This window comes from Enterobacter sp. WI-ESBL-E8, from assembly GCF_053364895.1.
Map to the genome: position 1 here is coordinate 1,892,616 of NZ_JBRWXJ010000001.1, position 26,796 is coordinate 1,919,411.

General features: G+C 56.5%; 25 protein-coding genes. 10 read left to right on the forward strand and 15 right to left on the reverse strand.

Annotation, left to right across the window (positions count from 1 at the left end; genetic code table 11):
- Positions 1 to 38 precede the first annotated feature (38 nt).
- Positions 39 to 749 (forward strand): CTP synthase C-terminal region-related (seleno)protein, encoded by a 711-nt coding sequence (locus ACWHWP_RS09005; RefSeq protein WP_059310997.1) that lies wholly within the window; start codon positions 39 to 41, stop codon positions 747 to 749.
- A 121-nt stretch (positions 750 to 870) separates the two neighbouring features.
- Here ACWHWP_RS09005 and ACWHWP_RS09010 read toward each other — a convergent pair whose 3' ends face one another.
- On the reverse strand, positions 871 to 2,058 hold the full coding sequence (locus tag ACWHWP_RS09010) for a CynX/NimT family MFS transporter (RefSeq protein ID WP_447855427.1): 1,188 nt from the start codon (positions 2,056 to 2,058) through the stop codon (positions 871 to 873).
- A gap of 99 nt (positions 2,059 to 2,157) precedes the next feature.
- Here ACWHWP_RS09010 and ACWHWP_RS09015 point away from each other — a divergent pair, with 99 nt between their 5' ends.
- A complete protein-coding gene (locus tag ACWHWP_RS09015) occupies positions 2,158 to 2,949 on the forward strand; it encodes an AraC family transcriptional regulator (protein ID WP_059310995.1) in 792 nt (263 codons plus the stop codon).
- Here the strand turns inward: ACWHWP_RS09015 and ACWHWP_RS09020 are convergent.
- The 3 genes from ACWHWP_RS09020 to ACWHWP_RS09030 all read right to left on the reverse strand — a co-directional run bounded on the left by ACWHWP_RS09020 (position 2,933) and on the right by ACWHWP_RS09030 (position 6,870).
- Positions 2,933 to 3,379 carry a DUF441 domain-containing protein gene (locus ACWHWP_RS09020; protein WP_024908579.1) on the reverse strand — a complete coding sequence of 149 codons (447 nt, stop codon included), beginning with the start codon at positions 3,377 to 3,379 and terminating at the stop codon, positions 2,933 to 2,935. The two genes, ACWHWP_RS09015 and ACWHWP_RS09020, sit on opposite strands and share 17 nt — an antisense overlap.
- Positions 3,380 to 3,486: 107 nt before the next feature.
- Positions 3,487 to 5,523, reverse strand: a complete 2,037-nt coding sequence (locus ACWHWP_RS09025; protein WP_063955941.1) for a glycoside hydrolase family 31 protein — start codon at positions 5,521 to 5,523, stop codon at positions 3,487 to 3,489.
- 15 nt (positions 5,524 to 5,538) lie between these two features.
- A complete protein-coding gene (locus ACWHWP_RS09030; protein ID WP_447855429.1) occupies positions 5,539 to 6,870 on the reverse strand; it encodes a glycoside-pentoside-hexuronide (GPH):cation symporter in 1,332 nt (443 codons plus the stop codon).
- A gap of 288 nt (positions 6,871 to 7,158) precedes the next feature.
- On the opposite strand from ACWHWP_RS09030, the gene yoaI reads away from it, so the two are divergent.
- A complete protein-coding gene (gene yoaI, locus ACWHWP_RS09035) occupies positions 7,159 to 7,263 on the forward strand; it encodes a small membrane protein YoaI (protein ID WP_235836409.1) in 105 nt (34 codons plus the stop codon).
- A gap of 21 nt (positions 7,264 to 7,284) precedes the next feature.
- Here yoaI and ACWHWP_RS09040 read toward each other — a convergent pair whose 3' ends face one another.
- The 3 genes from ACWHWP_RS09040 to yeaG form a co-directional block, all read right to left on the reverse strand.
- Positions 7,285 to 7,785, reverse strand: a complete 501-nt coding sequence (locus ACWHWP_RS09040) for a YbaK/prolyl-tRNA synthetase associated domain-containing protein (RefSeq protein ID WP_063432110.1) — start codon at positions 7,783 to 7,785, stop codon at positions 7,285 to 7,287.
- Between the two features lie 99 nt (positions 7,786 to 7,884).
- Positions 7,885 to 9,168 (reverse strand): YeaH/YhbH family protein, encoded by a 1,284-nt coding sequence (locus ACWHWP_RS09045; protein WP_059310993.1) that lies wholly within the window; start codon positions 9,166 to 9,168, stop codon positions 7,885 to 7,887.
- A gap of 74 nt (positions 9,169 to 9,242) precedes the next feature.
- Positions 9,243 to 11,177: a protein kinase YeaG gene (gene yeaG / locus ACWHWP_RS09050; RefSeq protein WP_047348909.1), complete on the reverse strand. Its 1,935-nt coding sequence runs from the start codon at positions 11,175 to 11,177 to the stop codon at positions 9,243 to 9,245.
- 431 nt (positions 11,178 to 11,608) lie between these two features.
- Between yeaG and ACWHWP_RS09055 the strand changes: the two genes are divergently transcribed.
- Complete coding sequence (locus tag ACWHWP_RS09055) at positions 11,609 to 12,355, forward strand: MipA/OmpV family protein (RefSeq protein WP_047348908.1); 747 nt, start codon at positions 11,609 to 11,611, stop codon at positions 12,353 to 12,355.
- Positions 12,356 to 12,451: 96 nt separating this feature from the next.
- Here ACWHWP_RS09055 and ACWHWP_RS09060 read toward each other — a convergent pair whose 3' ends face one another.
- Positions 12,452 to 13,336: a D-hexose-6-phosphate mutarotase gene (locus ACWHWP_RS09060; protein ID WP_047348907.1), complete on the reverse strand. Its 885-nt coding sequence runs from the start codon at positions 13,334 to 13,336 to the stop codon at positions 12,452 to 12,454.
- A 74-nt stretch (positions 13,337 to 13,410) separates the two neighbouring features.
- Entirely contained in the window at positions 13,411 to 14,406 is a 996-nt protein-coding gene (gapA, locus tag ACWHWP_RS09065; protein ID WP_020884442.1) for a glyceraldehyde-3-phosphate dehydrogenase, read from the reverse strand.
- A 341-nt stretch (positions 14,407 to 14,747) separates the two neighbouring features.
- Here gapA and msrB point away from each other — a divergent pair, with 341 nt between their 5' ends.
- On the forward strand, positions 14,748 to 15,161 hold the full coding sequence (msrB, locus tag ACWHWP_RS09070) for a peptide-methionine (R)-S-oxide reductase MsrB (RefSeq protein ID WP_029739831.1): 414 nt from the start codon (positions 14,748 to 14,750) through the stop codon (positions 15,159 to 15,161).
- 56 nt (positions 15,162 to 15,217) lie between these two features.
- Positions 15,218 to 15,481: a YeaC family protein gene (locus tag ACWHWP_RS09075; protein WP_286037502.1), complete on the forward strand. Its 264-nt coding sequence runs from the start codon at positions 15,218 to 15,220 to the stop codon at positions 15,479 to 15,481.
- 60 nt (positions 15,482 to 15,541) lie between these two features.
- On the opposite strand, the gene ACWHWP_RS09080 is transcribed toward ACWHWP_RS09075, so the two are convergent.
- From ACWHWP_RS09080 to sppA, 4 genes are all read right to left on the reverse strand, one after another.
- Entirely contained in the window at positions 15,542 to 16,798 is a 1,257-nt protein-coding gene (locus ACWHWP_RS09080) for a glycoside hydrolase family 18 protein (RefSeq protein WP_447855431.1), read from the reverse strand.
- Between the two features lie 219 nt (positions 16,799 to 17,017).
- Positions 17,018 to 17,659, reverse strand: coding sequence for a bifunctional nicotinamidase/pyrazinamidase (gene pncA / locus ACWHWP_RS09085; protein WP_063955949.1), 642 nt, complete (start codon positions 17,657 to 17,659; stop codon positions 17,018 to 17,020).
- A gap of 9 nt (positions 17,660 to 17,668) precedes the next feature.
- Entirely contained in the window at positions 17,669 to 18,685 is a 1,017-nt protein-coding gene (gene ansA, locus ACWHWP_RS09090) for an asparaginase (protein ID WP_008500705.1), read from the reverse strand.
- Positions 18,686 to 18,748: 63 nt separating this feature from the next.
- On the reverse strand, positions 18,749 to 20,605 hold the full coding sequence (gene sppA, locus ACWHWP_RS09095; protein WP_059310989.1) for a signal peptide peptidase SppA: 1,857 nt from the start codon (positions 20,603 to 20,605) through the stop codon (positions 18,749 to 18,751).
- 167 nt (positions 20,606 to 20,772) lie between these two features.
- Between sppA and ACWHWP_RS09100 the strand changes: the two genes are divergently transcribed.
- The 3 genes from ACWHWP_RS09100 to ACWHWP_RS09110 all read left to right on the forward strand — a co-directional run bounded on the left by ACWHWP_RS09100 (position 20,773) and on the right by ACWHWP_RS09110 (position 24,399).
- Positions 20,773 to 21,324 carry an NAD(P)H nitroreductase gene (locus tag ACWHWP_RS09100; protein ID WP_063432173.1) on the forward strand — a complete coding sequence of 184 codons (552 nt, stop codon included), beginning with the start codon at positions 20,773 to 20,775 and terminating at the stop codon, positions 21,322 to 21,324.
- Positions 21,325 to 21,440: 116 nt separating this feature from the next.
- Positions 21,441 to 22,484 carry a selenide, water dikinase SelD gene (gene selD, locus ACWHWP_RS09105; RefSeq protein WP_063432175.1) on the forward strand — a complete coding sequence of 348 codons (1,044 nt, stop codon included), beginning with the start codon at positions 21,441 to 21,443 and terminating at the stop codon, positions 22,482 to 22,484.
- 4 nt (positions 22,485 to 22,488) lie between these two features.
- Positions 22,489 to 24,399: a DNA topoisomerase III gene (locus ACWHWP_RS09110; RefSeq protein ID WP_447855433.1), complete on the forward strand. Its 1,911-nt coding sequence runs from the start codon at positions 22,489 to 22,491 to the stop codon at positions 24,397 to 24,399.
- Between the two features lie 115 nt (positions 24,400 to 24,514).
- Here the strand turns inward: ACWHWP_RS09110 and gdhA are convergent, their stop codons facing one another.
- Entirely contained in the window at positions 24,515 to 25,858 is a 1,344-nt protein-coding gene (gene gdhA / locus ACWHWP_RS09115; RefSeq protein ID WP_447855434.1) for an NADP-specific glutamate dehydrogenase, read from the reverse strand.
- 228 nt (positions 25,859 to 26,086) lie between these two features.
- Between gdhA and ACWHWP_RS09120 the strand changes: the two genes are divergently transcribed.
- Positions 26,087 to 26,365 (forward strand): DUF1496 domain-containing protein, encoded by a 279-nt coding sequence (locus ACWHWP_RS09120; RefSeq protein WP_059310985.1) that lies wholly within the window; start codon positions 26,087 to 26,089, stop codon positions 26,363 to 26,365.
- Here the strand turns inward: ACWHWP_RS09120 and ACWHWP_RS09125 are convergent.
- Positions 26,325 to 26,741 (reverse strand): pyrimidine (deoxy)nucleoside triphosphate diphosphatase, encoded by a 417-nt coding sequence (locus tag ACWHWP_RS09125; protein WP_059310984.1) that lies wholly within the window; start codon positions 26,739 to 26,741, stop codon positions 26,325 to 26,327. The two genes, ACWHWP_RS09120 and ACWHWP_RS09125, sit on opposite strands and share 41 nt — an antisense overlap.
- Positions 26,742 to 26,796 lie beyond the last annotated feature (55 nt).

Here is a 26,796-nt window from a genome sequence, read left to right on the forward strand (position 1 = left end):
TATGTTATCTGATAATTCTCTGGCATAAGGAACCTTTCATGGAACACCTCCCGGTTAAAACGACGCTGCGCATTGCGCTGGTTGGCGATTACAATCCCAATGTTATCGCGCATCAGGCGATCCCGCTGGCCATTGACGACGCCGCCGCAGTGCTTGACCTCACCGCCGATTACGACTGGCTTGCCACTACGGAGCTGACAAGCCCTGAGGATCTGGTGGGCTACGATGCTATCTGGCTGGTTCCTGCAAGCCCCTATAAAAACACGGAAGCCGCTTTTATCGCCGCGCGCTACGCCCGTGAAAACAGCATTCCGTTCCTTGGCACCTGCGGTGGGTTCCAGCATGCGCTAATTGAGTATGCCCGAAATGTGCTGGGCTGGGCGGATGCGGCACATGCTGAGACGGATACCGAAGGCACCATGGTGATTGCGCCGCTGACCTGTTCGCTGGTGGAAAAAACCGATGCCATTGAGCTGCGTAATAATACGCTGATCGCGAAAGCCTACGGCAGGCCGGAAATTGAAGAGGGGTATCACTGCAACTATGGCGTGTCGCCGGCGTTTGCACAGGCGCTGGAAAGCGGTGATATGCATGTTACGGGGTGGGATGACCAGGGAGAAATTCGTGCCGCAGAACTGGTTACGCACCCGTTCTTCGTGATCACCTTATTCCAGCATGAGCGTGCCGCGCTGGAAGGGCGTCCGGTCGTGCTGGTGCAGGCGATGCTGCGCGCGGCACGCGATTCATAACGACGTCGCTTTCCTTGCCGGGTGGCGCTGCGCTTACCCGGCCTACATTCCGATTGCACAATTCAGTGTAGGCCCGTGCAAGCGTAGCGCCGCCGGGCGAAACTCTGGTGTGCCACACTGCTTAACGGGGCGCGATCTCCCGGTCTCGCCCGGCTAACACACCGCAGATGGCCATTATCACGGCGGCCAGTGCGCAGACCAGAAGTGGGATTTGCCAGTCTCCTGCGGTATCGTGAATTTTCCCCATCAGCGGGGGACCGCAGGCGGCAAGCAGGTAGCCAATCGACTGTGCCATTCCGGACAGCGCCGCAGCCTGGTGTGCAGAGCTGGCGCGCAGGCCGATGAACGTCAGGCCGAGGATCATCGTTGCCCCGGAGCCAAAGCCAAACACCAGCGTCCACATCACCGCCATGTCAGGCATAAACCACAGGCCCGCCGCGCTTACCGCGCACATCAACGCCACCGCGCCGGCGATCCCACGCTGATCCTTCAGACGGTGGAGGATCAGCGGAACGGCAAGCCCCGGAACGGCCGTGGCCAGCTGTAAAAGACCGTGAACCGAGCCGGCCTGCGCTTCGCTGTAGCCGTTGCTGAGCAATATTGCCGGCAGCCAGCCGATGATGACGTAGTAAATCAGCGAGTTAATCCCCAAAAAGAGCGTTACCTGCCACGCGAGGGCCGAGCGCCAGATCGCGCGGTTATGCAGCGCGCCAGCGCCGGTTACCGTCGCGACATGCTTCTGCCGCCACTGCGGCAGCCAGAGCAGCAGCGCCACCAGCGGAAACACCATTAGCATCAGCAGTGCGCCATGCCAGCCTGCCGCCCCCTGCGCCAGGGGAACAATCAGCGCCGAGCCGAGCGCCGCCGAGACGCCCATCGTCAGGGAATAGGCTCCGGTGAGCTTCGCCACCTGGCCTGGAAAGTCACGCTTAATTAATCCGGGTAACAGCACATTCCCCAGCGCTATCCCGCAGCCGATGACCGCCGTTCCGATGAAAAGCAGGGCGGTGGAAGGCAGGGAGCGCAGGGCAATTCCGGCGCAAATCAGCAGCAGGGCAATAAACAGGCTGCGCTCCATGCCGATACGCCGGGCCACGCCGGCTGCGAGCGGTGAGACAAGGGCGAAGGCCAGCAGCGGCAGGGTGGTCAGCAAACCGGTTTGCGCCGTGGTTAAGCCATAATCAAGACGAATAGTGTCGAGCAGCGGGGCTGCGCCGGTAAAGGTGACGCGAAGCGTAGTGGCAATCATCAGGATGCCTGCAATCAACAGCGCGCCGTGTTTTCCTGAGGTGCGAATAGCAGTAGTCATTATGTTCTCATACGTTCAAGCGAGCGCACACAATACCGATTTTCTCAGCGGTTGAAATCAGGCTAAAATGACAGTTTATCGCTAAAATCGGACAAACTGATGATTGGTCTGGGACTGGACGGCTACGATCCTGATAGCCAGCACGATGCGGCCGTCGCATTTCGCATTCGCGTAGTGGCTGAGGAACAATATATTCCGCTTCATCATCACCGTAAGGGACAGATGATTCTGGCCCTCGGCGGCGCGATCACCTGCGAAGTGGAAAATGCCATGCTGATGGTACCGCCCCAGTACGCCGTCTGGATCCCCGGCCAGATGCCGCACAGCAACAGGGCCACGCCGGGGGCGCAGCTCTGCTTTTTGTTCATTGAACCGGGGGCAGCAAGCTTGCCGGAGCGCTGTTGCACCCTGAAAATCTCCCCGCTGGTGCGGGAGCTGATTTTATCGCTCGCGGAAAAATCGCGTGAACAGCTGCAGCTTGCGGCCACCTCGCGCCTGGTGGACGTCCTGTTTGACGAGCTGCCGCTCCAGCGTCAGGAGCATCTGCAGCTGCCCGTCTCGCCCCATCCAAAAATCCGGCTGATGAGCGAGAAGATGGCGGAAGAGCCCGCAGCCTGGCAGACGCTGGCGCAGTGGGCGAGCCACTTTGCCATGAGCGAACGCAACCTGGCGCGGCTGGTAGTGAAAGAGACCGGCTTAAGCTTTCGCCGATGGCGTCACCAGCTGCAGCTGATTGTGGCGTTACAGCATTTGATAGGCGGGAAATCGGTACAGCAGGTGGCACAGTCACTGGGCTATGACTCGACCACCGCGTTTATCACCATGTTCAAGAAGGGACTGGGTCAGACGCCGGCGCGTTATATGGCCAGCCTGACTACGACTTCCCAATAAACAGCGAGACCAGGCCTGCTGCAATCAGCGGGCCCACCGGAACGCCGCGAAAGAGCGCCACACCCAGCACGGTGCCCACCAGCAGACCCGCCACCAGCGAGGGCTGGCTACTCATCAGCGTGACGCCGCGTCCGCCCAGCCACGAGACGAAAATCCCAACCGCGATCGCCACCAGCGATTTCCAGTTTACAAACGAGTGCAGCAGCGTTGAGGCGGGAAGCGTACCGCTGGCGATGGGCGCCATCACCCCAATGGTTAAAATGATTATCCCAATGGTCAGGCCCTGTTTTTCTATCCACGGGAAAAAGGTATTTAACGGGGTCACGCGCACGATAATCAGCACCAGAATAGAAATGGCCACGGTGGTGTTATGGCTAACAAAGCCGAGCGCGGCGAGCGCCAGGAGAATAAGCAGAGTAGGGTCAAACATGCAGAGGTCCTTGCCAAAAAAAGTAAGCCTGCTTACTGTACGCGCAAATGCGTGAGCAAACAGGCCTTTGTCAAAAAAAACCTCTTTTTTTGGGCACTTGCCCATCGTCAGCTCAGCAGCGTTTGCACCAGTGGACTGCCTTCGCGAATAAAGACCGGAATGGTTTCCAGCGCTGCCGGTACCGTAATGCGCTCGCCCCCCGCGTAGCGCTCGCCGTTAAGCGCCAGCCAGCCGTTCCCTGCCGGGAGCCAGACCTCGCGCTCGCGCTGGCCGGCATGCATGACCGGCGCAACCAGCAAATCTTCGCCAAACAGATACTGATCTTCCGTTTCCCAGCTTTGCGTTTCCTGTGGGTAATGCCAGAACAGGGGGCGCATAAGCGGGTCGCCCTGCCGGTGGGCATTCTCGTATAGCGCATCAATATAGGGACGCAGCTTCTCGCGTACGGAGAGCCAGCGCTGCATGATAGCGAAGTTGGCTTCTCCATAGCTCCACAGTTCATTAGGTGAACCGCTGTTACACTGCGGTATACCGTCGCGATAGCGCTCCGGCGGCTGGATCTGCGGTTCACGATAGCCGTGCATGCGCAGTACGGGGGTAAACACCGCCCACTGGAACCAGCGGATCAGCAGCTCGTGGAACGCCGGATCGTTGACGTTCCCGCCCTGGAAACCGCCGATATCGGTGGTCCACCAGGGGATCCCCGCCAGCCCCATGTTTAGCCCGGCGGCGAGCTGGTTGCGAAACGCGTGGAAGGAGGAGTGGACGTCCCCCGACCAGGCCAATACGCCGTAGCGCTGGCTGCCTGCCCAGGCGCAGCGAACCAGGTTCACGATCTCGGTTTCGCCGCTGGCCTGCAGCCCATCATAAAACCCCTGTGCAAAATCGCGCGGGTAGCGGTTTCCCACTTCCAGGACCGGGCCAGCGTAGTAGCGGTAATTATCGAAGTCGTAGGCGCGGTATTCGGGCTCCGCCTCGTCCAGCCAGAACAGTTTGATCCCCAGGTCGTAGTAATTTTTCTTCACCGTATCCCAGACAAACTGCCGGGCCTCGGGATGCGTGGCGTCAAAGAAGGTAGTATTGCCCATGAAGTCGAGGTTGACCTGCACCCCGCGCTCGCTGCTGACCAGCCACCCTTTGGCCTTCATCACCGGATAGAGCGGGCTGCGCGCCTCAACCGTAGGCCAGACGGACACCATCAGCGCAATACCCAGCTCGCGTAGCTCGTCAACCATGGCTTTAGGGTTGGGCCAGTCGACAGGATCAAAGCACCAGGTGCCCTGATTCGGCCAGTGGAAGAAGTCAATGACCATCACCGAAAGCGGCAGGCTGCGGCGGCGATACTCCCGGGCCACCTCCAGCACTTCCTGCTGCGTGCGGTAGCGCAATTTGCACTGCCACAGTCCGCTGATAAAGGCCGGAGCCTGTGGTGGGGTCCCCGTCGCCTTGACGTACTGACGGGTAATATCGGCAATCGTGTCGGCTGCGGTGATCCAGTAATCCATCTCACCCGTGACGCGGGCGCGCCATTCGGTCTGGTTTTTGGCAAAGCTGGCCTCGCCGATCGCCGGGTTGTTCCACAGCAGGCCGTAGCCAAGGCTGGACTGCACGAAGGGCACGCTGGCCTGAGAGTTACGTTGCGCCAGCTCCAGCGTGCAGCCTTTCAGATCCAGCCACGGCTGTTGATACTGACCCATGCCGTAAAGGCGTTCGTCGGGGCGTGATTCAAAACGCACCGTGAGTTGATATTTCCCGCCCGCCAGCGGCTTGAATTCTCGCCCATCCAGCTTCAGGGCGCTGACGTACTTATCCTGACTTTTTTCACTGGCACCGATGCCTACCGTTGACCGCTGCCGCCACATCTCCTCCAGCAGCAGTTCGCCGCGCTGGTTGTAGAATGCCAGTTGGCCCTTAAGGTTCAGCGTCGCGGTGATGTTGCCGTTGCGAAGCGTCAGGCTTTCGGCTTCAGCAGTAATGTCGGCAGAGCAGGGGGCCGCAGACAGCAGCGCGTGCTGTGCGTCACTTAACGCCGGAGAGCAGGTCGCCCGGACGCGCAGGCTGTTTTGTCCCCAGGGTTCGATGCGCAGGATCTGGCGTTCAAAACGCCATTCAATACTGTTGGAATGTTGAATCAGCTCACTCATGGATAGGGCGTCCTTTTAAACACTGTGTTTGGCAAGATGGATGGATTTCATCGTGCTGTCATCGAGTTTGTACCAGCGCAGTGTGGCGAACGCGCAGAGCGACAGCGCGCCAGGAACGATGGTAAAGAGGGCGATAATGCAGTACATCGCGGTAGCCGTTTGCTCCGGGGCGTTTGGCACATAGCCGCTGGATCCCAGCGTCCAGCCAACAATGGCCCCGCTGATCGCCATGCCCAGCTTGAGCACGGCCAGGAACGTCGAGAAGATCACGCCGTCCATGCGTTTACCCTGCTTCCATTCGCCGTAGTCGGCGACGTCCGCCATCATCACCCACATTAGCGTGGTGGTGGCCTGATAGAGCGTGGAGACGATGAAGGTCAGGGGAACCAGAAGGAAGACAGATTTCGGCGCGAAGAACAGCGCAATGCTGAGCACGCCCGCCAGGACGGAGCAGTAGCCAAACATCTGCACTTTGCTGTAACTGTGCGTAAGACGTTTTGCCAGCGCGCTGCCGGCGGCTTTTCCCAGAATATGCGCTCCCAGCATCCACATAAAATAGCTGGCGCTGCCGAGATAATAGGTGACGAAATACATCATTGCGCCGAGTCGAATAACCCCAAAACCAATATTGGTTAATACCAGCACCGCGACAACGCGCCACTGGTCATTCCGTAATAAATCCCGTAGCTCCGCCAGATAATTATTATGCGTGGCGGGGGCTTTAATTCGCTCCCGGGTATTGGCAAAACAGATCCAGAACATAATCACGGCGACCGTAGCCATAATCGCCATTGCCCAGCGGTAGCCCAGTAATTTATCGTCACCCCCTAAAAACTCTGCCAGCGGCATCATGAAGAACGTCGAGAGCGCGCCGCCGAGCGTCGCCAGGAAAAAACGATATGACTGCAGGGAAATACGCGCGTCGTTATCAGGGGTTATTACCGCGCCCATTGAGCAGTAGGGAATATTGATTGCGGTGTACATGATCATCATCAACGTGTAGCTGACGGTGGCGAAGATCATCTTACCGTGCAGATCGAGATATTCCGGCACGGCGTAGGTGAGCAGGCAGCTTGCGCCAAACGGCAGCGCCAGCCACAGCATCCACGGTCGGAATTTTCCCCAGCGCGTGCGGGTGCGGTCGGCAATATAGCCCATCGCCGGGTCGATAATCGCGTCCGCGGTTCGGGCCAGCAGGAACATCGTCCCCACAAATGCTGCCGGTAATCCCACAACGTCCGTATAATAAAACGTTAAAAATATAATGACGTTATCCAGCCCAATATGGCTGGCCATATCTCCCAGCCCATAGCTGATTTTTTCTTTGCGGGTAATCTTATCGGTCATGTTAATCACCTGGCTCGTGTAAGGCTTATTTATGAGACGTGCTGATTAGCATGTTTAACCACGCCACGGTCGTTAACAATTGCGAGATTTGGCAATGACGTTACGGAAACACCTTTTCGTGATACCGGTAACATAATGGTGAGAATGAAAGCTATTTTTGCAGCGGTGATATTTATTTCATACGAATCGTTTCAGCCTCGCCGTATTCACCTTTCTGACCCGTAGCTGTCATTTTATTGTCATCCTAAGGGGGTAAAAAAGGCTAAACGGGGTAAAAGGGATCGCATCATGAACGATCAAATGTTTATTGAAACGCTGATTATCTCTTCATCATTTTTGACGATAGCCGTAATTCTTATCGCGTCGGTGCTTTTTCTGGAAAAAAATGGCTGACCGTTTTGCCAGCCGTTATGACTATCCTTTATGGAACGTCACCAGTTCAGGACGGGCAATGCGCAGGTAGTCCTGGGTATCCATAATCACGGATTTTTCCAGCAGGCCGGCGTTAAACGCGATTTCGTCAAAACGCTCGAACAGCAGCGGGTCGGCGACCAGCGCCAAATCAGGATGGAAGCTAAAGGGCGGGATAGCGCCGAAAACGCAGGCGGTCAGGGCATCGACTTCGGCCGGGCTGGCGAGTGAGGCTTTTAGGCCGCCAAAATGACCGGCAAGCTGGCTGAGATCGGCCTGCAGATCGGCGGCCAGGATCGCCAGCACGTGTTTTTTTACGCCATTTCCCTTCACCTTGCAGACCAGGGCTTTTGCGCCTTGCCGCAGATCGGTTCCGCGAATTTCGCTTACCGCTTCACATTTCCCGACCGCCTCGTGCTCCATGACGCGAAAACGCGCGCCCTGCTCGGTGAGTAAGGCGATCAGTTGCTGGTGGGTTCCCGCCCCAATAACGTCATCAGTCATAACGATTTTCCCGGTGATAATCCAGTATGCAGCGTTCTACATTACCACGGGATGTACGGGGTCGAAAGAGAACAGCCAGCGAGTTCGCTGGCTGTTGGATTATGCGTTGCTGGTCGCAGACTGCTTGTGGAACAGCTCCCTGAACACGGGATAAATATCATCCTGGTCACGGATATGCTGCATGGCAAAATTATCAAACATCGACTGCAGATGTTCATACTCCCGCCACAGGGTCTGGTGCGCGCGACGGGTGATTTCGATATAGCTGTAGTAACGCACCACCGGCAGAATTTTCTTCGCCAGAATGTCGTGACACAGCGGTGAGTCATCAGCCCAGTTGTCGCCATCCGACGCCTGCGCGGCATAAATGTTCCACTGCGCCGGGTCGTAACGCTCTTTTACCACTTCATCCATCAGCTTCAGCGCGCTGGAGACGATGGTGCCCCCGGTCTCCTGCGAGTAGAAGAACTCGTGTTCATCCACCTCTTTAGCCTGCGTATGGTGGCGAATATAGACCACCTCGACGTTCTTATAGGTTCTGCTCAGGAACAGATAGAGCAGAATATAAAAACGCTTCGCCATGTCTTTGGTGGCCTGGTCCATTGAGCCGGAGACGTCCATCAGGCAGAACATCACCGCCTGGCTGGAGGGTTCCGGACGTTTTTCGTAGTTCTTGTAGCGCAGGTCGAAGGTGTCGATAAACGGGACCCGTTCAATCTTCGCCCGCAGCTCCGCGATCTCCTTACGCAGGCGCTCCTCTTCCAGCAGTTGCGCCGGCTCCGTGTTTTCCACGACCTTCAGATTGCTCTCCAGCTCGCGCAGTTCACGACGTTTCCCTGCCGTCATGGCCGTGCGCCGCGCCAGCGAATTCTGCAACGAACGCACGACGCTGATATTGGCGGGCACGCCGTTGGCGGTATAGCCCGCGCGGTGGGTTTTATATTCATTAAGCTGGCGATGCTGATTCTTTTTCAGATTCGGCAGCGCCAGATCTTCAAACAGCAGGTCGAGATATTCGTCTTTCGAGATCTGGAAGACAAATTCGTCCTGGCCCTCACCGTCCTGGCTGGCCTGTCCCTGACCGCTTCCTGAACCACCGCCGCCGCCCTGAGGACGCTCAATTCTGTCGTTCTGAACGAAGTGGTCATTACCTGGATGTACGCGATGGCGAAGGCCGCCTCGCCCCTGATGAAACATCGGTTCGCTGATGTCATCGGTGGGGATGGAGACAGATTCGCCGCTGTCGACGTCGGTCACCGAGCGTTTGTTGATGGCCTCGGAGATAGACTGTTTAATTTGCGCTTTATAACGACGCAAGAAGCGCTGGCGGTTCACCGTGCTCTTGTTTTTGCCGTTAAGACGCCGGTCAATAAACCAGGTCATATACCCCCCGTACTGCATTTGCCAACTTGCATTTTGTAGGCCCGGCAGGTGCTAAACGCTGTCGGGCACTTGTTTTAAGACGATTTACGCACGCGCAGATACCATTCGCAGAGCAGGCGAACCTGCTTGCGGGTGTAGCCTTTTTCCATCATACGGTCGACAAAATCGTCGTGCTTTTTCTGTTCATCGGTTGAGGTTTTGGTGTTAAACGAAATCACCGGCAACAGCTCTTCGGTATTGGAGAACATTTTTTTCTCAATGACCGTGCGCAGCTTCTCGTAGCTGGTCCAGTTTGGATTGCGCCCGTTGTTGTGCGCTCTGGCGCGCAGGACAAAGTTCACAATCTCGTTACGGAAGTCTTTCGGGTTGCTGATCCCGGCAGGCTTCTCGATTTTCTCCAGCTCGGCGTTCAGGGATTCACGGTCAAACAGCTGGCCGGTATCCGGGTCGCGGTACTCCTGATCCTGGATCCAGAAGTCAGCATAGGTGACGTAACGGTCGAAAATGTTCTGCCCGTATTCTGAATAGGATTCAAGGTAGGCCGTCTGGATCTCTTTGCCAATGAACTCGGCGTATTTCGGGATCAGGTAACCTTTCAGGAACTCAAGGTAGCGTTCAGCCTGCTCCTGCGGGAACTGCTCGCGTTCGATTTGTTGCTCCAGCACGTAGAACAGGTGAACCGGGTTGGCCGCCACTTCCGCGTGGTCGAAGTTAAAGACCCGGGAGAGGATCTTAAACGCGAAACGCGTGGACAGGCCGTTCATCCCTTCATCGACCCCGGCGTAGTCGCGATATTCCTGATACGACTTCGCTTTCGGGTCGGTGTCCTTCAGGCTCTCACCGTCATAGACGCGCATTTTCGAGTAGATGCTGGAGTTTTCCGGCTCTTTCAGACGCGAAAGGATGGAGAAGCGGGACAGCGTTTCCAGGGTGCCCGGCGCGCACGGAGCATGCACCAGCTCACTGTGGTTAAGCAGTTTCTCGTAAATTTTGATCTCTTCGGAGATCCGCAGGCAATAAGGCACTTTGACGATGTAAACACGGTCAAGGAAGGCCTCATTGTTTTTGTTATTACGGAAGGTCACCCATTCGGATTCATTCGAGTGAGCGAGAATAATTCCGTTAAACGGCAGGGCGGAGATACCTTCCGTCCCGTTGTAGTTGCCTTCCTGGGTCGCCGTCAGCAGGGGATGTAGCACTTTGATTGGTGCTTTAAACATCTCGACGAATTCCATAATCCCCTGGTTAGCGCGGCACAGCGCGCCGGAGTAACCGTAGGCATCCGGGTCATTCTGCGCGAAGTTTTCCAGCTTACGGATGTCGACTTTACCCACCAGAGCCGAGATGTCCTGGTTGTTCTCATCACCGGGTTCGGTTTTGGCGATGGCGATCTGTTCGAGAATGGATGGCCAGACTTTCACAACGCGGAACTTGGTGATGTCGCCACCAAACTCGTGCAGGCGTTTCGCCGCCCACGGTGACATGATGGTGCCGAGATAGCGACGCGGGATGCCATACTCTTTATCCAGAATTTGCGCATCTTCCTGCGGATTAAACAGGCACAGCGGATGGTCGTTCACCGGGCTGCGCTCGCCGTTAGCGCTCAGCACATAGATAGGGACGCGCTGCATCAGCGACTTCAGGCGTTCAGCCAGAGACGATTTACCGCCACCCACCGGGCCGAGTAAATAGAGGATCTGTTTCTTCTCTTCCAGACCCTGAGCGGCATGCTTCAGATAGGAGACTATCTGTTCAATGGCATCTTCCATACCATAGAACTCTTCAAACGCCGGGTATCGGGCGACTACCCGATTCGAAAAGAGACGGGAAAGCCGGGGTTCCAGGGCAGTATCAACCATGTTTGGCTCACCAATAGCCATCAATAGCCGTTCTGCCGCATTGGCATAGGCACTGCGATCTTGCCGACAGATGGTAAGAAACTCCTGCAGTGTGAACTCTTCGTCCTTGGCAGCTTCATAGCGCTGGCGATAGTGATCGAATATATTCATGGCATGCCGTCCTTTCGTTTTTTAGCACAGGATAAGAGCCGTTCGTATGAGTAGTGGAGGCTCCCGGAAGAGAATCTCTCGCACCTCACTGCCAGAGCAGCAACCTGTGTGCCAGGTCAGACGCTAAGAACCGCAGGGTGTTCAGGAAAACTCTTCTTAAATTAAAGCGTAGATGGCATTTGCAAAACTTGCATGCCGATAAAATCTACTTTCAATGACATATCAATAACTCATCCAAAAATTTCCACTGTGGTTCTAAGACAAAAGCCCCTTTTTCATGCGGTGGTCATATAAATGAAAGCGGGCTGTCATCTGAAAAGTTAAAGATAAGGGGTTAATCAGACTGATTAGCAGGCAAAAAATTTTGGGATGTACGGGAATGGCGGTTACACTTCATCCGCTGATTATTTGACTACAGGAAAGAATGGATTGTGACCAAACTCAAACTTCTGGCATTGGGCATCCTTGCCGCGACCGCAGTGAGCACCGCACAGGCGGAAAGTCAGTGGACGGTTGGCGCGGGCGCTGGTGTGATCAACAGCCCGTACAAGCAGTATGACCGTGATGTTTATCCCGTTCCGGTTGTCACCTATGAAGGCGATAACTTCTGGTTCCGCGGCTTAGGCGGCGGCTACTATCTCTGGAACGATACGGCCGATAAGCTCTCCATCATGGCCTACTACGACCCAACGCACTTCAAGCCGGGAGACAGCGACAGCCACGCGCTTCGCCAGCTCGACAAGCGTAAAAGCACCATGATGGCCGGTCTCTCATATGTGCATAACACTCAGTATGGCTTCCTGCGTACGGCCCTTGCGGGTGATACGCTGGATAACAGCAACGGCTTTATCTGGGATTTGGCGTGGTTATATCGCTACACCAACGGTGCATTGACCCTGACGCCAGGTATCGGTGTGCAGTACAACAGCGAGAACTACAACGACTACTATTACGGCGTGTCTAAAAACGAGTCTCGCCGCAGTGGTCTGAAAAGCTATAGCGCTGATGACGGCTGGGATCCCTACCTTGAGCTGACCGCGAGCTACAACTTCCTCGGTGACTGGAGCGTATACGGTACCGGTCGCTATGAGCGCCTGAGCGATGAAGTGAAAGACAGCCCGATGGTCGATAAATCCTGGGCAGGCATTTTCTCTGTCGGTGTGACCTACAAGTTCTGATTGCGCACTTAAATCGTGCACTCAGTGCATCAAAACGGGGCGCTTGCGCCCCGTTTGCTTTGGTATGGTGCAGTGAAGCAGGGGAGGCGAAATGCCTCAGCGCTTCACGATTTTAATCGTCTGTCCTAAACGAGACGGTTTTTCGTCGCTCGCTTTTTGCGGGGTACTCACGCAGGCGGTTTCCACGCAGACAAACGTTTTATAACCCTCATCCGTCATGTCGGCCATGCTGACAGAAAGTGCCGGACCCGGGTTCCAGCCCACCACGTCGCTGTGATGATGATGAACCACTTCAATTCCACGGTTCAGGGCACCGTCGTGGATCACGCTGCAGGCTTCAGGGTGCAGATAGACGCGATCGGTACGGTCAGGGAACGTTTGTACCCCGTCGCTCAGCTTCCCTTCTTTAGCGTTATCCACTTTGTCGATAAAGGTATCGCCAAGGCCGCTCACCTTCACTGCGCTGATATCACCCACGTTGAAGTAGGTGTGCAGGGCCGCGGTGGTTTCGAACTCACCGTGGGCTTCCAGTTCGATTTCGCAGGTTTTGCTCAACTTAAAGCGGGCGTACAGGGTGAAATCGTGCGGCCAGAGGGCGCGTGTTTCGTCATTCGCCTGCAGCTCAAAGGTCAGCACTGCGCCGTTTTCATCTTCATTATGCGCTTTCAGGGTCCACTGCTGGTTACGTGCAAACCCGTGAGAAGGCAAACCCTGCTGTGCGGAAGGGCCGAACCACGGCCAGCAGATCGGTACGCCACCGCGGATCGCCGCCCCTTTTTTGAAAGAGGTCGCATCGCTCAGCCATAAACCTTCGGCTTCACCTTCCGGTTTCCAGGAGAGCAGGTGAGCGCCGTTCAGCGCCACGGAGGCTTTCACGCGTGGATGGTCAACGACGATAACGTCGGCACCGTCAATCTGACGGCGGGAGAGCACAGGGGTAAGTTGTTCGACTACCGGAAGTGCAAAAATTTTATTAATCATTAAGCAATCCTCTGTCTAAAAACAATAAAAAAGGCGACCGAAGTCGCCTTTTTGGATCAAACACTCATCTCAACTTATTTGGAGATGTGAGCGATCAGGTCCAGTACTTTGTTAGAGTAGCCGGTTTCGTTGTCGTACCAGGATACCAGTTTAACGAAGTTGTCGTTCAGTGCGATACCTGCTTTAGCATCGAACACGGAAGTGCACACTTCGCCGTTGAAATCGGTAGATACAACGTCGTCTTCGGTGTAGCCCAGAACGCCTTTCATTGCGCCTTCGGAAGCAGCTTTGATTGCTTTCTTAATTTCTTCATAAGAAGCAGCTTTTTCCAGACGAACGGTCAGGTCAACAACGGATACGTTAGGAGTTGGAACGCGGAACGCCATACCAGTCAGTTTGCCATTCAGTTCTGGCAGTACTTTACCTACTGCTTTAGCAGCACCGGTAGAGGATGGGATGATGTTCTGAGCCGCGCCACGGCCGCCGCGCCAGTCTTTGTGAGACGGGCCATCAACGGTTTTCTGAGTAGCGGTGGTCGCGTGAACGGTAGTCATCAGACCTTCAACGATGCCGAAGTTGTCGTTGATAACTTTAGCCAGCGGTGCCAGGCAGTTGGTGGTGCAGGATGCGTTGGAAACGATGTCCTGGCCAGCGTAGGTTTCGAAGTTTGCACCGCGAACGAACATTGGGGTGTTGTCTTTGGAAGGACCAGTCAGAACAACTTTTTTCGCACCAGCGGTGATGTGTTTACGCGCGGTTTCGTCGGTCAGGAAGATACCGGTAGCTTCAGCTACAACGTCAACACCGATTTCGTTCCATTTCAGGTTAGCTGGGTCTTTCTCAGCAGTAACGCGGATGGTTTTGCCGTTAACAACCAGGTGGCCGTCTTTCACTTCAACGGTGCCGTCGAAACGACCGTGAGTTGAGTCGTACTTCAGCATGTACGCCATGTATTCAGCGTCCAGGAGATCGTTGATACCAACGATTTCGATGTCAGAACGTTTCTGAGCAGCACGGAAAACAATACGGCCGATACGGCCAAAACCGTTGATACCTACTTTGATAGTCATATATTCCACCAGCTATTTGTTAGTGAATAAAAGGTTGCCTGTAAAATTACAAAAACCTTACGCAGCGTCAAGCGGAATCGTGTCAATCATTGCGACAAATCAATCCTGTGACTAACGTTTGTGCGACTGACTCGCCTCACTTTCCCTTTGAGCTTGCAACCACATGGGGGCTGCGCCCGGAATTTTAAAGTCCTCGCAGGATAAAAATGTGAACATGATCACAATTGCCTGACCGCCTTTTCGCGACACATAAGTTTAGAACAAAAGTGCACGCAAGGGTGTTAATGTTTTGTTAGAATCCGGGTTAAAAGATGTCTGTTTCTACAGCGAGATGTAAGCATATGTCGAACCAACGTAACCCTGACGATTTGAAAAAAAACCTCACAGAAATGCAGTTTTACGTGACGCAGAATCACGGAACGGAGCCGCCGTTCACTGGGCGTTTACTGCACAACAAGCGAGACGGCGTCTACCACTGCCTGGTCTGTGATGCCCCCCTGTTCAATTCACAAACGAAATTTGATTCTGGCTGCGGCTGGCCGAGCTTTTACGAGCCGGTGAGCGATGAGGCAATCCGCTACCTGACCGACTCGTCGCACGGTATGGTGCGCACGGAAATTCGCTGCGGTAACTGCGATGCGCACCTTGGACACGTCTTCCCGGATGGCCCTCAGCCAACGGGTGAGCGCTTCTGCGTCAATTCGGCCTCAATGAGCTTCACTGACGACGAAAACGGTGATCAGGTTAAGGGTTGAAAAAACGATTCAGCAAATTATTCCTTTGAAAGGGCGCGATTGTGAATATTGATGACATGATTAGCGGCATGACGCCGGAGATTTATCAGCGTCTGGTGACCGCCGTCGAGCTGGGAAAATGGCCCGATGGCGTTGCGCTGACGCCGGAGCAAAAAGAGAACAGCCTGCAGCTGGTGATGCTGTGGCAGGCGCGCAATAATACCGACGCGCAGCACATGACGATCGACACCCAGGGCCAGATGGTGATGAAGAGCAAGCGCGAGCTGAAAGAGGACTTCGGCATCACGCCGAAGCCGATTGCGACGATAAAAATGCAATAACGGCGCGGGTTGATGGCCTCATCAAACCCTCTCCCACAGGGAGAGGGTTTGATTGCTTCATTACTTGTGCGGGATCCCGAGCGACTCCGCCAGCTGCTTCGCTAGCCGGTTTTCGTCATCCGCGCCGTACTCCCAGAACATTGCCCCGGCGAGACCTTTCTCTTTGATGTAGTCCGCTTTGATCGCAACGGAACGCGGGTTCTCATACGAAATCGCAAACAGCGCGTTGCCGTCGGCACCTTTCACCGACAGCCACGGGACTTTCGCCTGTTCATCCCAGTGCTCGGTAAAACGCTTCTGCGGATCGTTCAGCAGCTTCTTCACGATATCGTTGTACTTCACGTAGGTATCTTTGGTCAGGTCATAGCCGAGCGATCTGAACAACTCAATCTCCTGGGAACCGAAGTAGGGCTGGGTGACCGGATTTTTTTGCGCGTCGGTTTTGGTCCAGTCAATGCCCGGCTCCACCGCACGTTTTGGCACGCGGCCATAGAAACCGATTCCGAGGTTCATCTGCTGCGGCTTCAGCCCGGCGGCCAGATAGTTGTTCACCACAAAATCCACGCTGTATTTGTCCGCGGCGGCCACCGTCGGCCAGGCGCTGGAGTCATACAGGTTGGCGTTGAAGTACTGCGTACCGTACGCCATGTCGTAGGTCATCAGGTTGATGTAGTCGAGTAGGGGAGCGATGGCTTTCACATCCACCCAGCTTTTCGGACTTTCCGCATTGGCGCCCACCGCTATGGTCACCAGCTTTTTGTGCCCGAAGGCGGCGCGCAACTCTTTCAGCAGGGCGGTGAAGTTATCCCGATCGGCGGGCTTGCTTGCAACCAGCCCCCAGGCACCGTTCACCGGGTACTCCCAGTCGAGATCGATCCCGTCCAGGCCGTATTTGTCGACAATCTCCTGCGCGGATCGGATAAACACCGCGCGACTCTCTGTGGTGGCCGCCGCGCCGGAGAAGCCACGGGCGCCCCAGCCGCCAACGGAGAGCAGGACTTTGAGATGTGGATTTTGCTTACGCAGGATCGGGATTAATGCGAGGTCGGAGGCGACTTTGGGTGACAGCCAGATCTGATGCAGCTTCGCCGGATCTTTCAGCGCGGCGTTGGTTTCGTCTTTTTCATCGTTATAGACCAGACCAAACGAGTAGTTCAGGTGGGTAATTTGGCGGACGTCCAGCTTATTGATATCGCCACCCGGTCCGGCGGTGACGTCACCTCCGCCGTTAAAGTAGCCCACGGACATCAGGGTACTGGCAGAAGCAACGGAAGCGCACAGCAGGGGCAATGCTGCCAGCAAAGGCATACGTTTCATACAAGTTCCTCTTTGACATAATAAAATTAACCACGCCACGGAAAAGGCGTGGCGAAAAAACAGCCTGACGAGAATAGCATTGCCGCTGCGCTGAGGATGCGAGGGAGTTCACTTTATGGGGATTGGGGAAGAAATGCCGGGTGGCGGCTTCGCCTTACCCGGCCTACTTTCTGTGGTTTTGTAGGCCGGGTAAGCGCAGCGCCACCCGGCTAAAAAGGATTACGCCTGCGTCTCCAGCCAGTCTTCCAGCGTATACAGCGTCGCCCCTTCAGAGGCCATATCCATAAACGCCTGGGCGCTGTCCTGCGGCTGAATGTTCACCCCGCGGCAGCCGTCGGTGATGACGCTGACGGTATAGCCTAGCTGGAGCGCGTCCAGCACGGTAAACTTCACGCAGTAATCCGTTGCCAGGCCCAGCACAATCAGCTCCGTGATTTCGTGGTGACGTAACCACGCGTCCAGCGCGGTTTTCTGGCGATGCCCGTTATCAAAAAACGCGCTATAGCTGTCGATAGACGGGTTTTCACCTTTATGGAACACCGCGTCGATGGCTTTATGGTTCAGGAGCGGATGCAGTTCCGCGCCTTCCGTCTGCTGTACGCAGTGATCCGGCCAGAAGGTTTGCGCCAATCCGTCGAGTTCACCCTGAGTGAAAGGCTCAACGCGGTGCTGGCTTGCAAAGCTGCCGTGGTTAGCCGGGTGCCAGTCCTGGCTTGCGACAACCGCTTCACCGCGGGCTTTGCACCAGTCAATCAGCGTGTTTGCCACGTCAACGGTGCTGTCACCTTCGGCGACGGCCAGCGCACCGCCCGCGCAGAAATCATTTTGCAAATCGACCAGGAGCAGGGCGCGTTGCTTCATGAGACCTCCTTATTCGTCAGGCGTCAGTTCGCCGCGCAGGTTTTGCATCATCGCGCTGCGAATGGACTGAATATCCAGATCCTGACTCAGTAAATAGTGAAGTTTAGTCAGCGTTGCCTCAACGGTCATATCGAAGCCGCTGATCACCCCCGCATGCGCCAGCGCGTTGCCGGTGGCATAGCCGCCCATGTTGACTTTACCGGACATACACTGCGTCAGATTCACCACCACAATTCCGCGCTCGCTGGCTTCCTGAAGCTCTTTCAGGAATTCGCCGTTCTGCGGCGCATTGCCCACGCCATAGGAGCGCAAAATCAGCGCTTTCACCGGCTGGCGCAGGAAGTTACGCACCACGTCCGCCGAGATACCCGGGTAGATGGTCACCACGCCAATCGGTTGCGGCGTGATCGGATGCACGATCAGCTCGCCGGCGGTGTTTGGCGCAGGCGGCGTTCCCAGACGACGGATATGAATGCCCGCCTCCAGCAGAGGCTGTAGGTTTGGTGAGGCGAAGGCGTCAAAACCGTCGGCATGGGCTTTGGTGGTGCGGTTCCCGCGATAGAGGCGGTTGTTAAAGAACAGCGACACTTCGTTAATCGGGTAATTCGCCGCAACGTACAGGGAGTTAAGCAGGTTGATCTGCCCGTCCGAGCGCAGCTCCGCCAGCGGAATTTGCGAGCCCGTCACGATAACCGGCTTGCTCAGGTTCTCCAGCATGAAGGAGAGCGCCGAGGCGGTAAAGGCCATGGTGTCTGTGCCGTGCAGGATCACGAAGCCGTCGTACTGGTCGTAATGGGCTTTAATGTCATCCGCGATGTGCTGCCAGTCTTCCGGCGTCATATCGGAGGAGTCCATCAGCGGCTCGTACTCGTGGATAGTAAAGTCAGGCATTTCCGGACGGTGGAATTCTGGCATCAGCGCCAGCTGACGCTGAAGATGGCCGGAGACAGGGATATAGCCGTTTTCAGAGCGCTGCATACCGATGGTACCGCCAGTGTAGGCTACATAAATCGATTTCTTCTGCATGGTAGTGAGTTCTTGTTCTTCAAAAGAAAAAAATCCCCTCTTCGCGGGAAGAGGGGACGGTTTTTAACGGACGTTCGCGCAGGTCAGGCAAAATGCGTAACGACTCTGTGGATCGTTAAAGGCCGCGAGCTTATCGCTTTCCGCCTTCATCGCTTTCGCCGCTGTGGCAACCGGCGCAGGCAGGTAAGCCTGAATTGCCTCCGGCAGCATGGCGCGTACCGAGCCGGACATGCTGTCCATGACCATATCGAAGAACGACGGCTCGTCCTGGTAATACTCGATATGCCACTGCTTGAGCTTCGCCAGCTCGGCGGCTTTCTTCACCGCGTCATCGAAGTCGCCCAGGCTGTCAACCAGACCGTTGCTCTTCGCATCCTGGCCGGTCCAGACGTGGCCCTGTGCAATCTGGTCGATCTGCTCAGGCGTCTTTTTACGCGAATCCGCCACGAGGGTGATAAAGCGTTTATAGCCATTCTCAATGCTGAGCTGCATCATCTCAGAGACTTCCGGCGGCAGGGATTTTGTCACCGACACATCCGCCAGCGGGGAGGTCGCAACGCCATCGGTATGCACGCCCAGAGAATCCAGGCTGTTTTCTACGGTGTTGATCACCCCGAAGATGCCAATCGAGCCGGTCAGCGTGCTTGGGTTGGCCACGATGTAGTTGGCTGGCGTTGAGATCCAGTAACCCCCGGAGGCGGCCATTCCGCCCATGGATACGACTACCGGCTTGCCGGCGGCACGCGCCGCAGCCAGTTCAGCGCGGATCACCTCAGAGGCGCTGACGCTGCCGCCAGGGCTGTTTACCCGCAGGACAATCGCTTTCACTTTCGGATCGAGGCGAGCATCGCGGATTTGTGACGCGGTAGTATCGCCGCCCACGTTACCCGGGGTCTCCTGACCGTCCATGATGGCACCGTTGGCAAAGACGACCGCAACGCTGTCACCATTCTCATTCGGTTTTTTCGTCGAGTAATCATACATGCTGATGGCGCTGTAATTTTTGTCCTCTTTGCTCCAGCCAAACTGTTTGCTCAGGGATTTTTCAATCTCGGCGCTGGTGCCCAGGGCATCAACCAGTTTGTTATCGAGCGCATATTTCGCGGTATCACCGTCAACCTTGCGCAGACCGTCCAGCACGCCCTGTGCGCCAGGGAACACCTGTTCGGTCGTAATCTGGCGGTTAGCGGCAACGGTGCCCAGATAGTTCTGCCACAGTTCGCCAATCCAGCGGCTGTCCGCTTCACGGGCGGCAGGGGACATGTCATCGCGGATAAACGGCTCAACCGCAGACTTATAGGTCCCGACGCGGAAGACGTGGGTGGTGACCTTCAGCTTGTCGAGCAGAGACTTGTAGTACAGACCGTTGGTGGCAAAGCCGTGCAGATCGACCGTGCCCTGCGGGGAGAGCCAGATTTTATTGGCAAAGCTCGCCAGGTAATATTGCCCCTGGCTGTAGCTGTCGCCCACGGCAATCACCGGCTTGCCGCTGTCGCGGAATTCGCGCAGCGCTTTACCGATGTACTGCATTGAAGGCTGATCGCCTCCGGCAAAATCTTTCAGATCCAGCACGATCCCGGTGATGTTCCGGTCGTCTTTGGCCTGGCGGATGGTATCGACGATATCGAACAGGGAGTTTTCCTGCAGGCGGTCTGAGGTTGCGCCAAACAGCTGGCGACCAATCACGCTCAGGCGACTGCTGGTGGACGGCTTATCAACAATCACGCCGGTGATATCGAGTAATAGCGCGCCGCGCGTTGAATGCTGCGCCTGATTTGCACTGCTGATGTGCATCCAGATGCCCGCGCAAACCAGAACCAGGAAGATGAAGAAGATATTCATCACCAGATTGCGGACGAAGTTGAGCAGTCTCCACGTCCATTTAAAGAAACCGGCAATGATTCGCCAAAGGGTTCGCATGTATTCTCCCTAACCAGAAAATGACTGTTTCCGTCGCCACAGGACGGTAATGTTGGGTTATCGTAATGACCCAACCGCCACTTGTCAGCAGGAATCGCCTGCCAGGCTGTAACAAAATCTGCCGTCGTGTTAATTTTGTGAGTAAATCTCAAGAAAGGAGTTAACCAATGGACGCACTTGAACTGCTTGTTAACCGCCGTAGCGCTTCCCGTCTGGCCGAACCTGCCCCGGCAGGCGAGCAGATGGAGAACATTCTGCGTGCCGGTATGCGTGCCCCCGATCACGGCACACTGCAGCCGTGGCACTTCTTTGTGATTGAAGGCGAAGGGCGCGATCGTTTCAGTCAGTTGCTGGAGCAGGGCGCGGTTGCCGCAGGGCAAGATGAGAAGGGGATCGACAAGGCGCGCAATGCCCCGTTCCGCGCCCCGATGATCGTCACCGTCGTGGCAAAATGCCAGGCTGACCATAAGGTGCCGGTCTGGGAGCAGGAAATGTCCGCAGGCTGTGCCGTGATGGCGATGCAAATGGCCGCCGTTGCACAAGGCTTTAACGGTATCTGGCGCACCGGTCCGCTGACCGAAAGCCCGGTAGTCCGTGACGGTTTTGGCTGCGGCGAGCATGACAAAATTGTCGGTTTCCTCTATCTCGGTACCCCGCAGCTTAAAGCCTCCAGCACCATCAGCGTGCCGGACACCACGCCTTTCGTCAGCCGTTTCTGATAACCCGCGCTAAACTGTCTGGATTCTGAGCAACTGCCGCAGAATTCAGACAGTCATACTTACCTCTTTATGGAATGAGCGCTACCATAGCGCGATTGAGATGACAGGAGACGTCCATGAGCGAGCAAACCATTCGTTTAACGCAATACAGCCACGGAGCCGGTTGCGGTTGTAAAATTTCCCCGAAGGTGCTGGAGACCATCCTGCACAGTGAACAGGCGAAGTTTGTCGACCCGAACCTGCTTGTCGGCAACGAAACGCGCGACGATGCTGCAGTTTATGACTTAGGTAACGGCACCAGCATTATCAGCACCACCGACTTCTTTATGCCGATTGTCGACAACCCGTTCGACTTCGGGCGCATTGCGGCCACCAACGCCATCAGCGATATCTTCGCCATGGGCGGCAAACCGATTATGGCCATCGCTATTCTGGGCTGGCCGATCAACACCATCCCGCCGGAAGTGGCCCGCGAGGTGATTGATGGCGGGCGTTTCGCCTGCCAGCAGGCGGGGATTGCGCTGGCCGGCGGTCACTCTATCGATGCGCCGGAACCTATCTTCGGCCTGGCCGTCACCGGCGTGGTGCCGACCGAACGCGTGAAGCGCAACAGTACCGCGCAGGCGGGCTGCAAGCTGTTCCTTACCAAGCCGCTGGGCATTGGCGTGCTGACCACCGCTGAGAAAAAATCCCTGCTGAAACCGGAACACAAAGGTCTGGCGACAGAGGTTATGTGCCAGATGAACCTCGCGGGTGCCGCTTTCGCCAATATCGACGGCGTGAAGGCGATGACCGACGTGACCGGTTTTGGCCTGCTGGGGCATCTCTCCGAAGTGTGTCAGGGCGCAGGCGTGCAGGCGCAAATCTGGTATCAGGACGTGCCGAAGCTGCCGGGCGTGGAAGAGTACATTGATCAGGGCGCGGTCCCGGGCGGTACCCAGCGCAACTTCGCCAGCTACGGTCACCTGATGGGCGAAATGCCGGAAGAATGGCGCAACCTGCTGTGCGATCCGCAAACCTCCGGCGGCCTGCTGCTGGCGGTCACGCCGGAGTCCGAAGCCGAGGTTCAGGCAACGGCTGCCGAGTTTGGCATTACCCTGACGGCGATCGGCGAGCTGGTCACCGCCCGCGGTGGCCGACCGATGATTGAGATCCGTTAATTCGATGCGGTTGTTTATTGCCGAAAAGCCGAGCCTGGCCCGCGCCATCGCCGACGTGCTGCCGAAACCGCATCGCAAGGGCGACGGCTTTATCGAGTGCGGTAACGGGCAGGTGGTCACCTGGTGTATTGGTCACCTGCTTGAGCAGGCGCAGCCGGATGTCTATGACAGCCGCTATGCCCGCTGGAATTTGAACGATCTGCCCATCGTGCCTGAAAAATGGCGCCTGCAGCCCCGACCTTCGGTTACCAAACAGCTGAACGTGATCAAGCGCTTCCTGCATGAAGCCGCTGAAATCGTTCACGCGGGTGACCCGGACAGGGAAGGACAGCTGCTGGTGGATGAAGTGCTGGACTATCTCGAGCTGGCGCCGGAAAAGCGCCAGCAGGTTCAGCGCTGCCTGATCAACGACCTCAACCCGCAGGCCGTTGAACGTGCGATCTCGCGCCTGCGCGCCAACAGCGAGTTTATCCCGCTGTGCGTCTCGGCTTTAGCGCGTGCGCGCGCCGACTGGCTGTACGGTATCAACATGACCCGCGCCTACACCATTCTCGGGCGTAATGCGGGCTATCAGGGCGTACTTTCAGTGGGGCGCGTGCAGACACCGGTGCTGGGGCTAGTCGTGCGTCGCGACGAAGAGATTGAGAACTTCGTCGCCAAAGATTTCTTTGAAGTGAAAGCGCATATCGTCACCCCGAAAGACGAGCGCTTTACCGCGGTCTGGCAGCCGAGCGACGCCTGCGAATCGTATCAGGACGAAGAGGGGCGCCTGCTGCACCGTCCGCTGGCGGAGCACGTGGTTAACCGCATTACCGGCCAGCCCGCTATCGTGACCAGCTATAACGATAAACGGGAATCAGAACCCGCGCCGCTGCCGTTCTCGCTGTCTGCACTTCAGATTGAGGCGGCAAAAAGGTTTGGCTTGAGCGCGCAGAACGTACTGGATATCTGCCAGAAGCTCTACGAAACCCATAAGCTCATCACCTACCCGCGTTCCGACAGCCGCTATCTGCCGGAAGAGCACTTTGCCGGTCGTCATTCGGTGATGAACGCCATCGGCATCCACGCGCCGGATCTGCTCCCGCAGCCAGCCGTCAATCCGGACACCCATAACCGCTGTTGGGATGACAAAAAGGTGGATGCCCACCACGCGATTATCCCGACGGCCCGCGCCAGCAGCGTCAACCTGACCGAGAACGAAGCGAAAGTCTATAATCTGGTTGCCCGTCAGTACCTGATGCAGTTCTGCCCGGACGCCGTGTTCCGCAAGTGCGTGATCGAGCTGGAAATCGCGAAAGGGAAGTTTATCGCCAAAGCGCGCTTCCTCGCGGAAGCAGGCTGGCGCACGCTGCTGGGCAACAAAGAGCGTGACGAGGAGAACGACGGTACGCCGCTGCCGGTCGTCGCCAAAGACGATGAACTGCTGTGCGAGAAAGGGGAAGTGGTGGAGCGTCAGACCCAGCCGCCGCGCCATTTCACCGATGCGACGCTGCTATCGGCCATGACCGGGATCGCCCGGTTCGTGCAGGATAAAGATCTGAAGAAGATCCTGCGCGCCACCGACGGCCTCGGCACGGAAGCAACCCGCGCGGGGATCATCGAGCTACTCTTTAAGCGCGGTTTTCTCGAGAAAAAAGGACGCTATATCCATTCGACAGAGCCGGGACGCGCGCTGATTCATTCGCTGCCGGAGCTGGCCGCCAGGCCGGACATGACGGCGCACTGGGAATCGGTGCTGACGCAGATCAGCGAAAAGCAGTGCCGCTACCAGGACTTTATGCAGCCACTGGTGGGGACGCTTTACCAGCTGATCGACCAGGCGCGCAGCACGCCGGTGAAGCGGTTCAGAGGAATGGTGGCACCGGGCGGTGCGAAGAAACCGTTTAAAAAGAAAAAGAGCGCGGCAGCCTCTTAACCGTAGGCCGGGTAAGGCGTAGCCGCCACCCGGCGAAAGACAGCTCTGCGGCCTGAAAAAAGCCCGGTGGCGGCTACGCCTTACCGGGCCTACAGGGCGAGAACGCAGCGAAAACTTAAATCACACCCTGCCCAATCATCGCATCCGCCACCTTCACGAACCCGGCGATATTTGCGCCGCGCACGTAGTTGGTTTGCGACGCTTCACCGCCGTACTCCACGCACGCATGGTGAATATCCAGCATGATATGGTGCAGGCGTGCATCCACTTTCTCCGCCTTCCAGCCGAGACGCGCGGCGTTTTGCGCCATCTCCAGGCCGGAGGTCGCCACGCCGCCCGCGTTGGCGGCCTTGCCCGGCGCAAACAGCACGCCCGCGTCCAGGAACAGATTGGTCGCTTCGATGGTGGTCGGCATATTTGCTCCTTCGGCCACCGCCTTCACGCCGTTGGTAATCAGGGTACGCGCGGCCTCCACGTCCAGTTCATTCTGCGTGGCGCACGGCAGGGCAATATCCACCGGCACGCTCCACGGCTGTTTGCCTTCCAGATACGTCAGACCCAACTCCGCGGCATAGTCTGAAAGACGGCCATCGCGGCTGGCTTTAATGTCGCACAGGCGCGCCAGCTTCTCCGCCGTAAATCCGGCTTCATCCACCACCGTGCCTCTGGAGTCTGAAGCGGTCACCACGCGAGCGCCAAACTGCATCGCTTTTTCGATAGCGTACTGCGCCACGTTACCGGAGCCGGACACCGCCACGCGCATGCCTTCGAAGCCTAAGCCGTGACGCTTGAGCATGGCCTCGGTGAAATAGACCAGGCCGTAGCCCGTGGCTTCCGGGCGGATCAGGCTGCCGCCAAAGGACAACCCTTTGCCGGTGAAGACGCAGGCGCTGTTGTTGGAGAGCTTTTTCATCATCCCGGCCATAAAGCCCACTTCGCGGGCACCCACGCCGATATCACCCGCCGGTACGTCGGTATCCGGGCCCAGGTGGCGATAGAGTTCGGTCATCAGCGCCTGGCAGAAACGCATGACTTCGCCTTCGCTTTTGCCTTTGGGATCGAAATCACTTCCGCCTTTACCGCCGCCCATCGGCAGCGTGGTCAGCGCGTTTTTAAACGTCTGCTCGAAGCCGAGGAATTTTAAAATCGACAGGTTCACGGAAGGGTGGAAGCGCATCCCTCCCTTAAACGGGCCGATGGCGGAGTTAAACTGCACGCGCCACGCGCGGTTTACCTGAACCTGATTCCGATCGTCCACCCAGGTCACGCGGAACTGGATCACGCGCTCTGGCTCTACCAGGCGTTCAAGCAGCGACATCTGACGATAGCGCGGATTTTCTTCAAGGAAGGGCCACAGGGTGGTCATCACTTCACGAACGGCCTGGGCGAACTCGCTTTGGTGCGGGTCGCGCTGCTGAACATGGGCAAGGAAACTTTCCAGAGAGCGTGTCTGATCCATAGATATAAGAACCCCTTATAGTCATTTATGTATATTGCTTATGCGATTTGTGTTGTTTTTTTGACTATATCACCCGCACCGCTTTGTGAAGCAAGCAGAAATTCATGCCGAAAGGGAAATTAATGACCCGGGCCTGGTCATAACTAAAAGCGATGAAAAGATAAATTAAAGGTTCCGCTCGGGTTTACCGTTATAGTCATTATCAAGGAACAACAGGAAGATGTGTCTATGAACCGTTATGTACTCACCGCGCTATGCTTGATCTTTACCGCAGGCGCGCAGGCTGACCGCATTCGCCCGGATGTGGAAGTGAACGTGCCGCCGGAGGTTTTTAGCTCCAGCGGCCAGAACCAAACGGTGCAGCCCTGCAATCAGTGCTGCATCTATCAGAATCAGAACTACTCGGAAGGGGCCGTTGTGAAAGCGGACGGCATTCTGCTGCAGTGCCAGCGCGACGAGCGCGCCATCAGCACGAACCCGCTGGTCTGGCGTCGCGTAAAACCATAAAGGCTTCGAGCAGAGGAATATCCGCGGGGGCTAAGGCGTAGCCGAGCGCGTCGTCAGGCGTACACCACACCAGCGCGCTGTGGTAGTGCGCCGTGAGCTCGCCGCTAAAAGCGGGCACGTGCCAGGCATGCAGGTTGATTATCCGCTGCGAGACTTCCCGCTGGTGGCTTGCCACGTACTGCCCCGGCTGCGCCCTAATGCCGAGTTCTTCCCACAGTTCGCGAACAAGCGCCTCGGGCTGCGTCTCTCCGGCTTCTACTTTTCCGCCTGCAAATTCCCACATTCCGGGTTGGTCAGCGTGGGCAGGGCGCTGCGCCAGTAAAATTTTGTCGTCTTTTTCGATGATGGCCGCAACGACATCGATTGTTTTTAGCATGGGCGTCAATACTTGATAACGTAAAACACCATATTATCGTGCCCTTTGTCAGAGT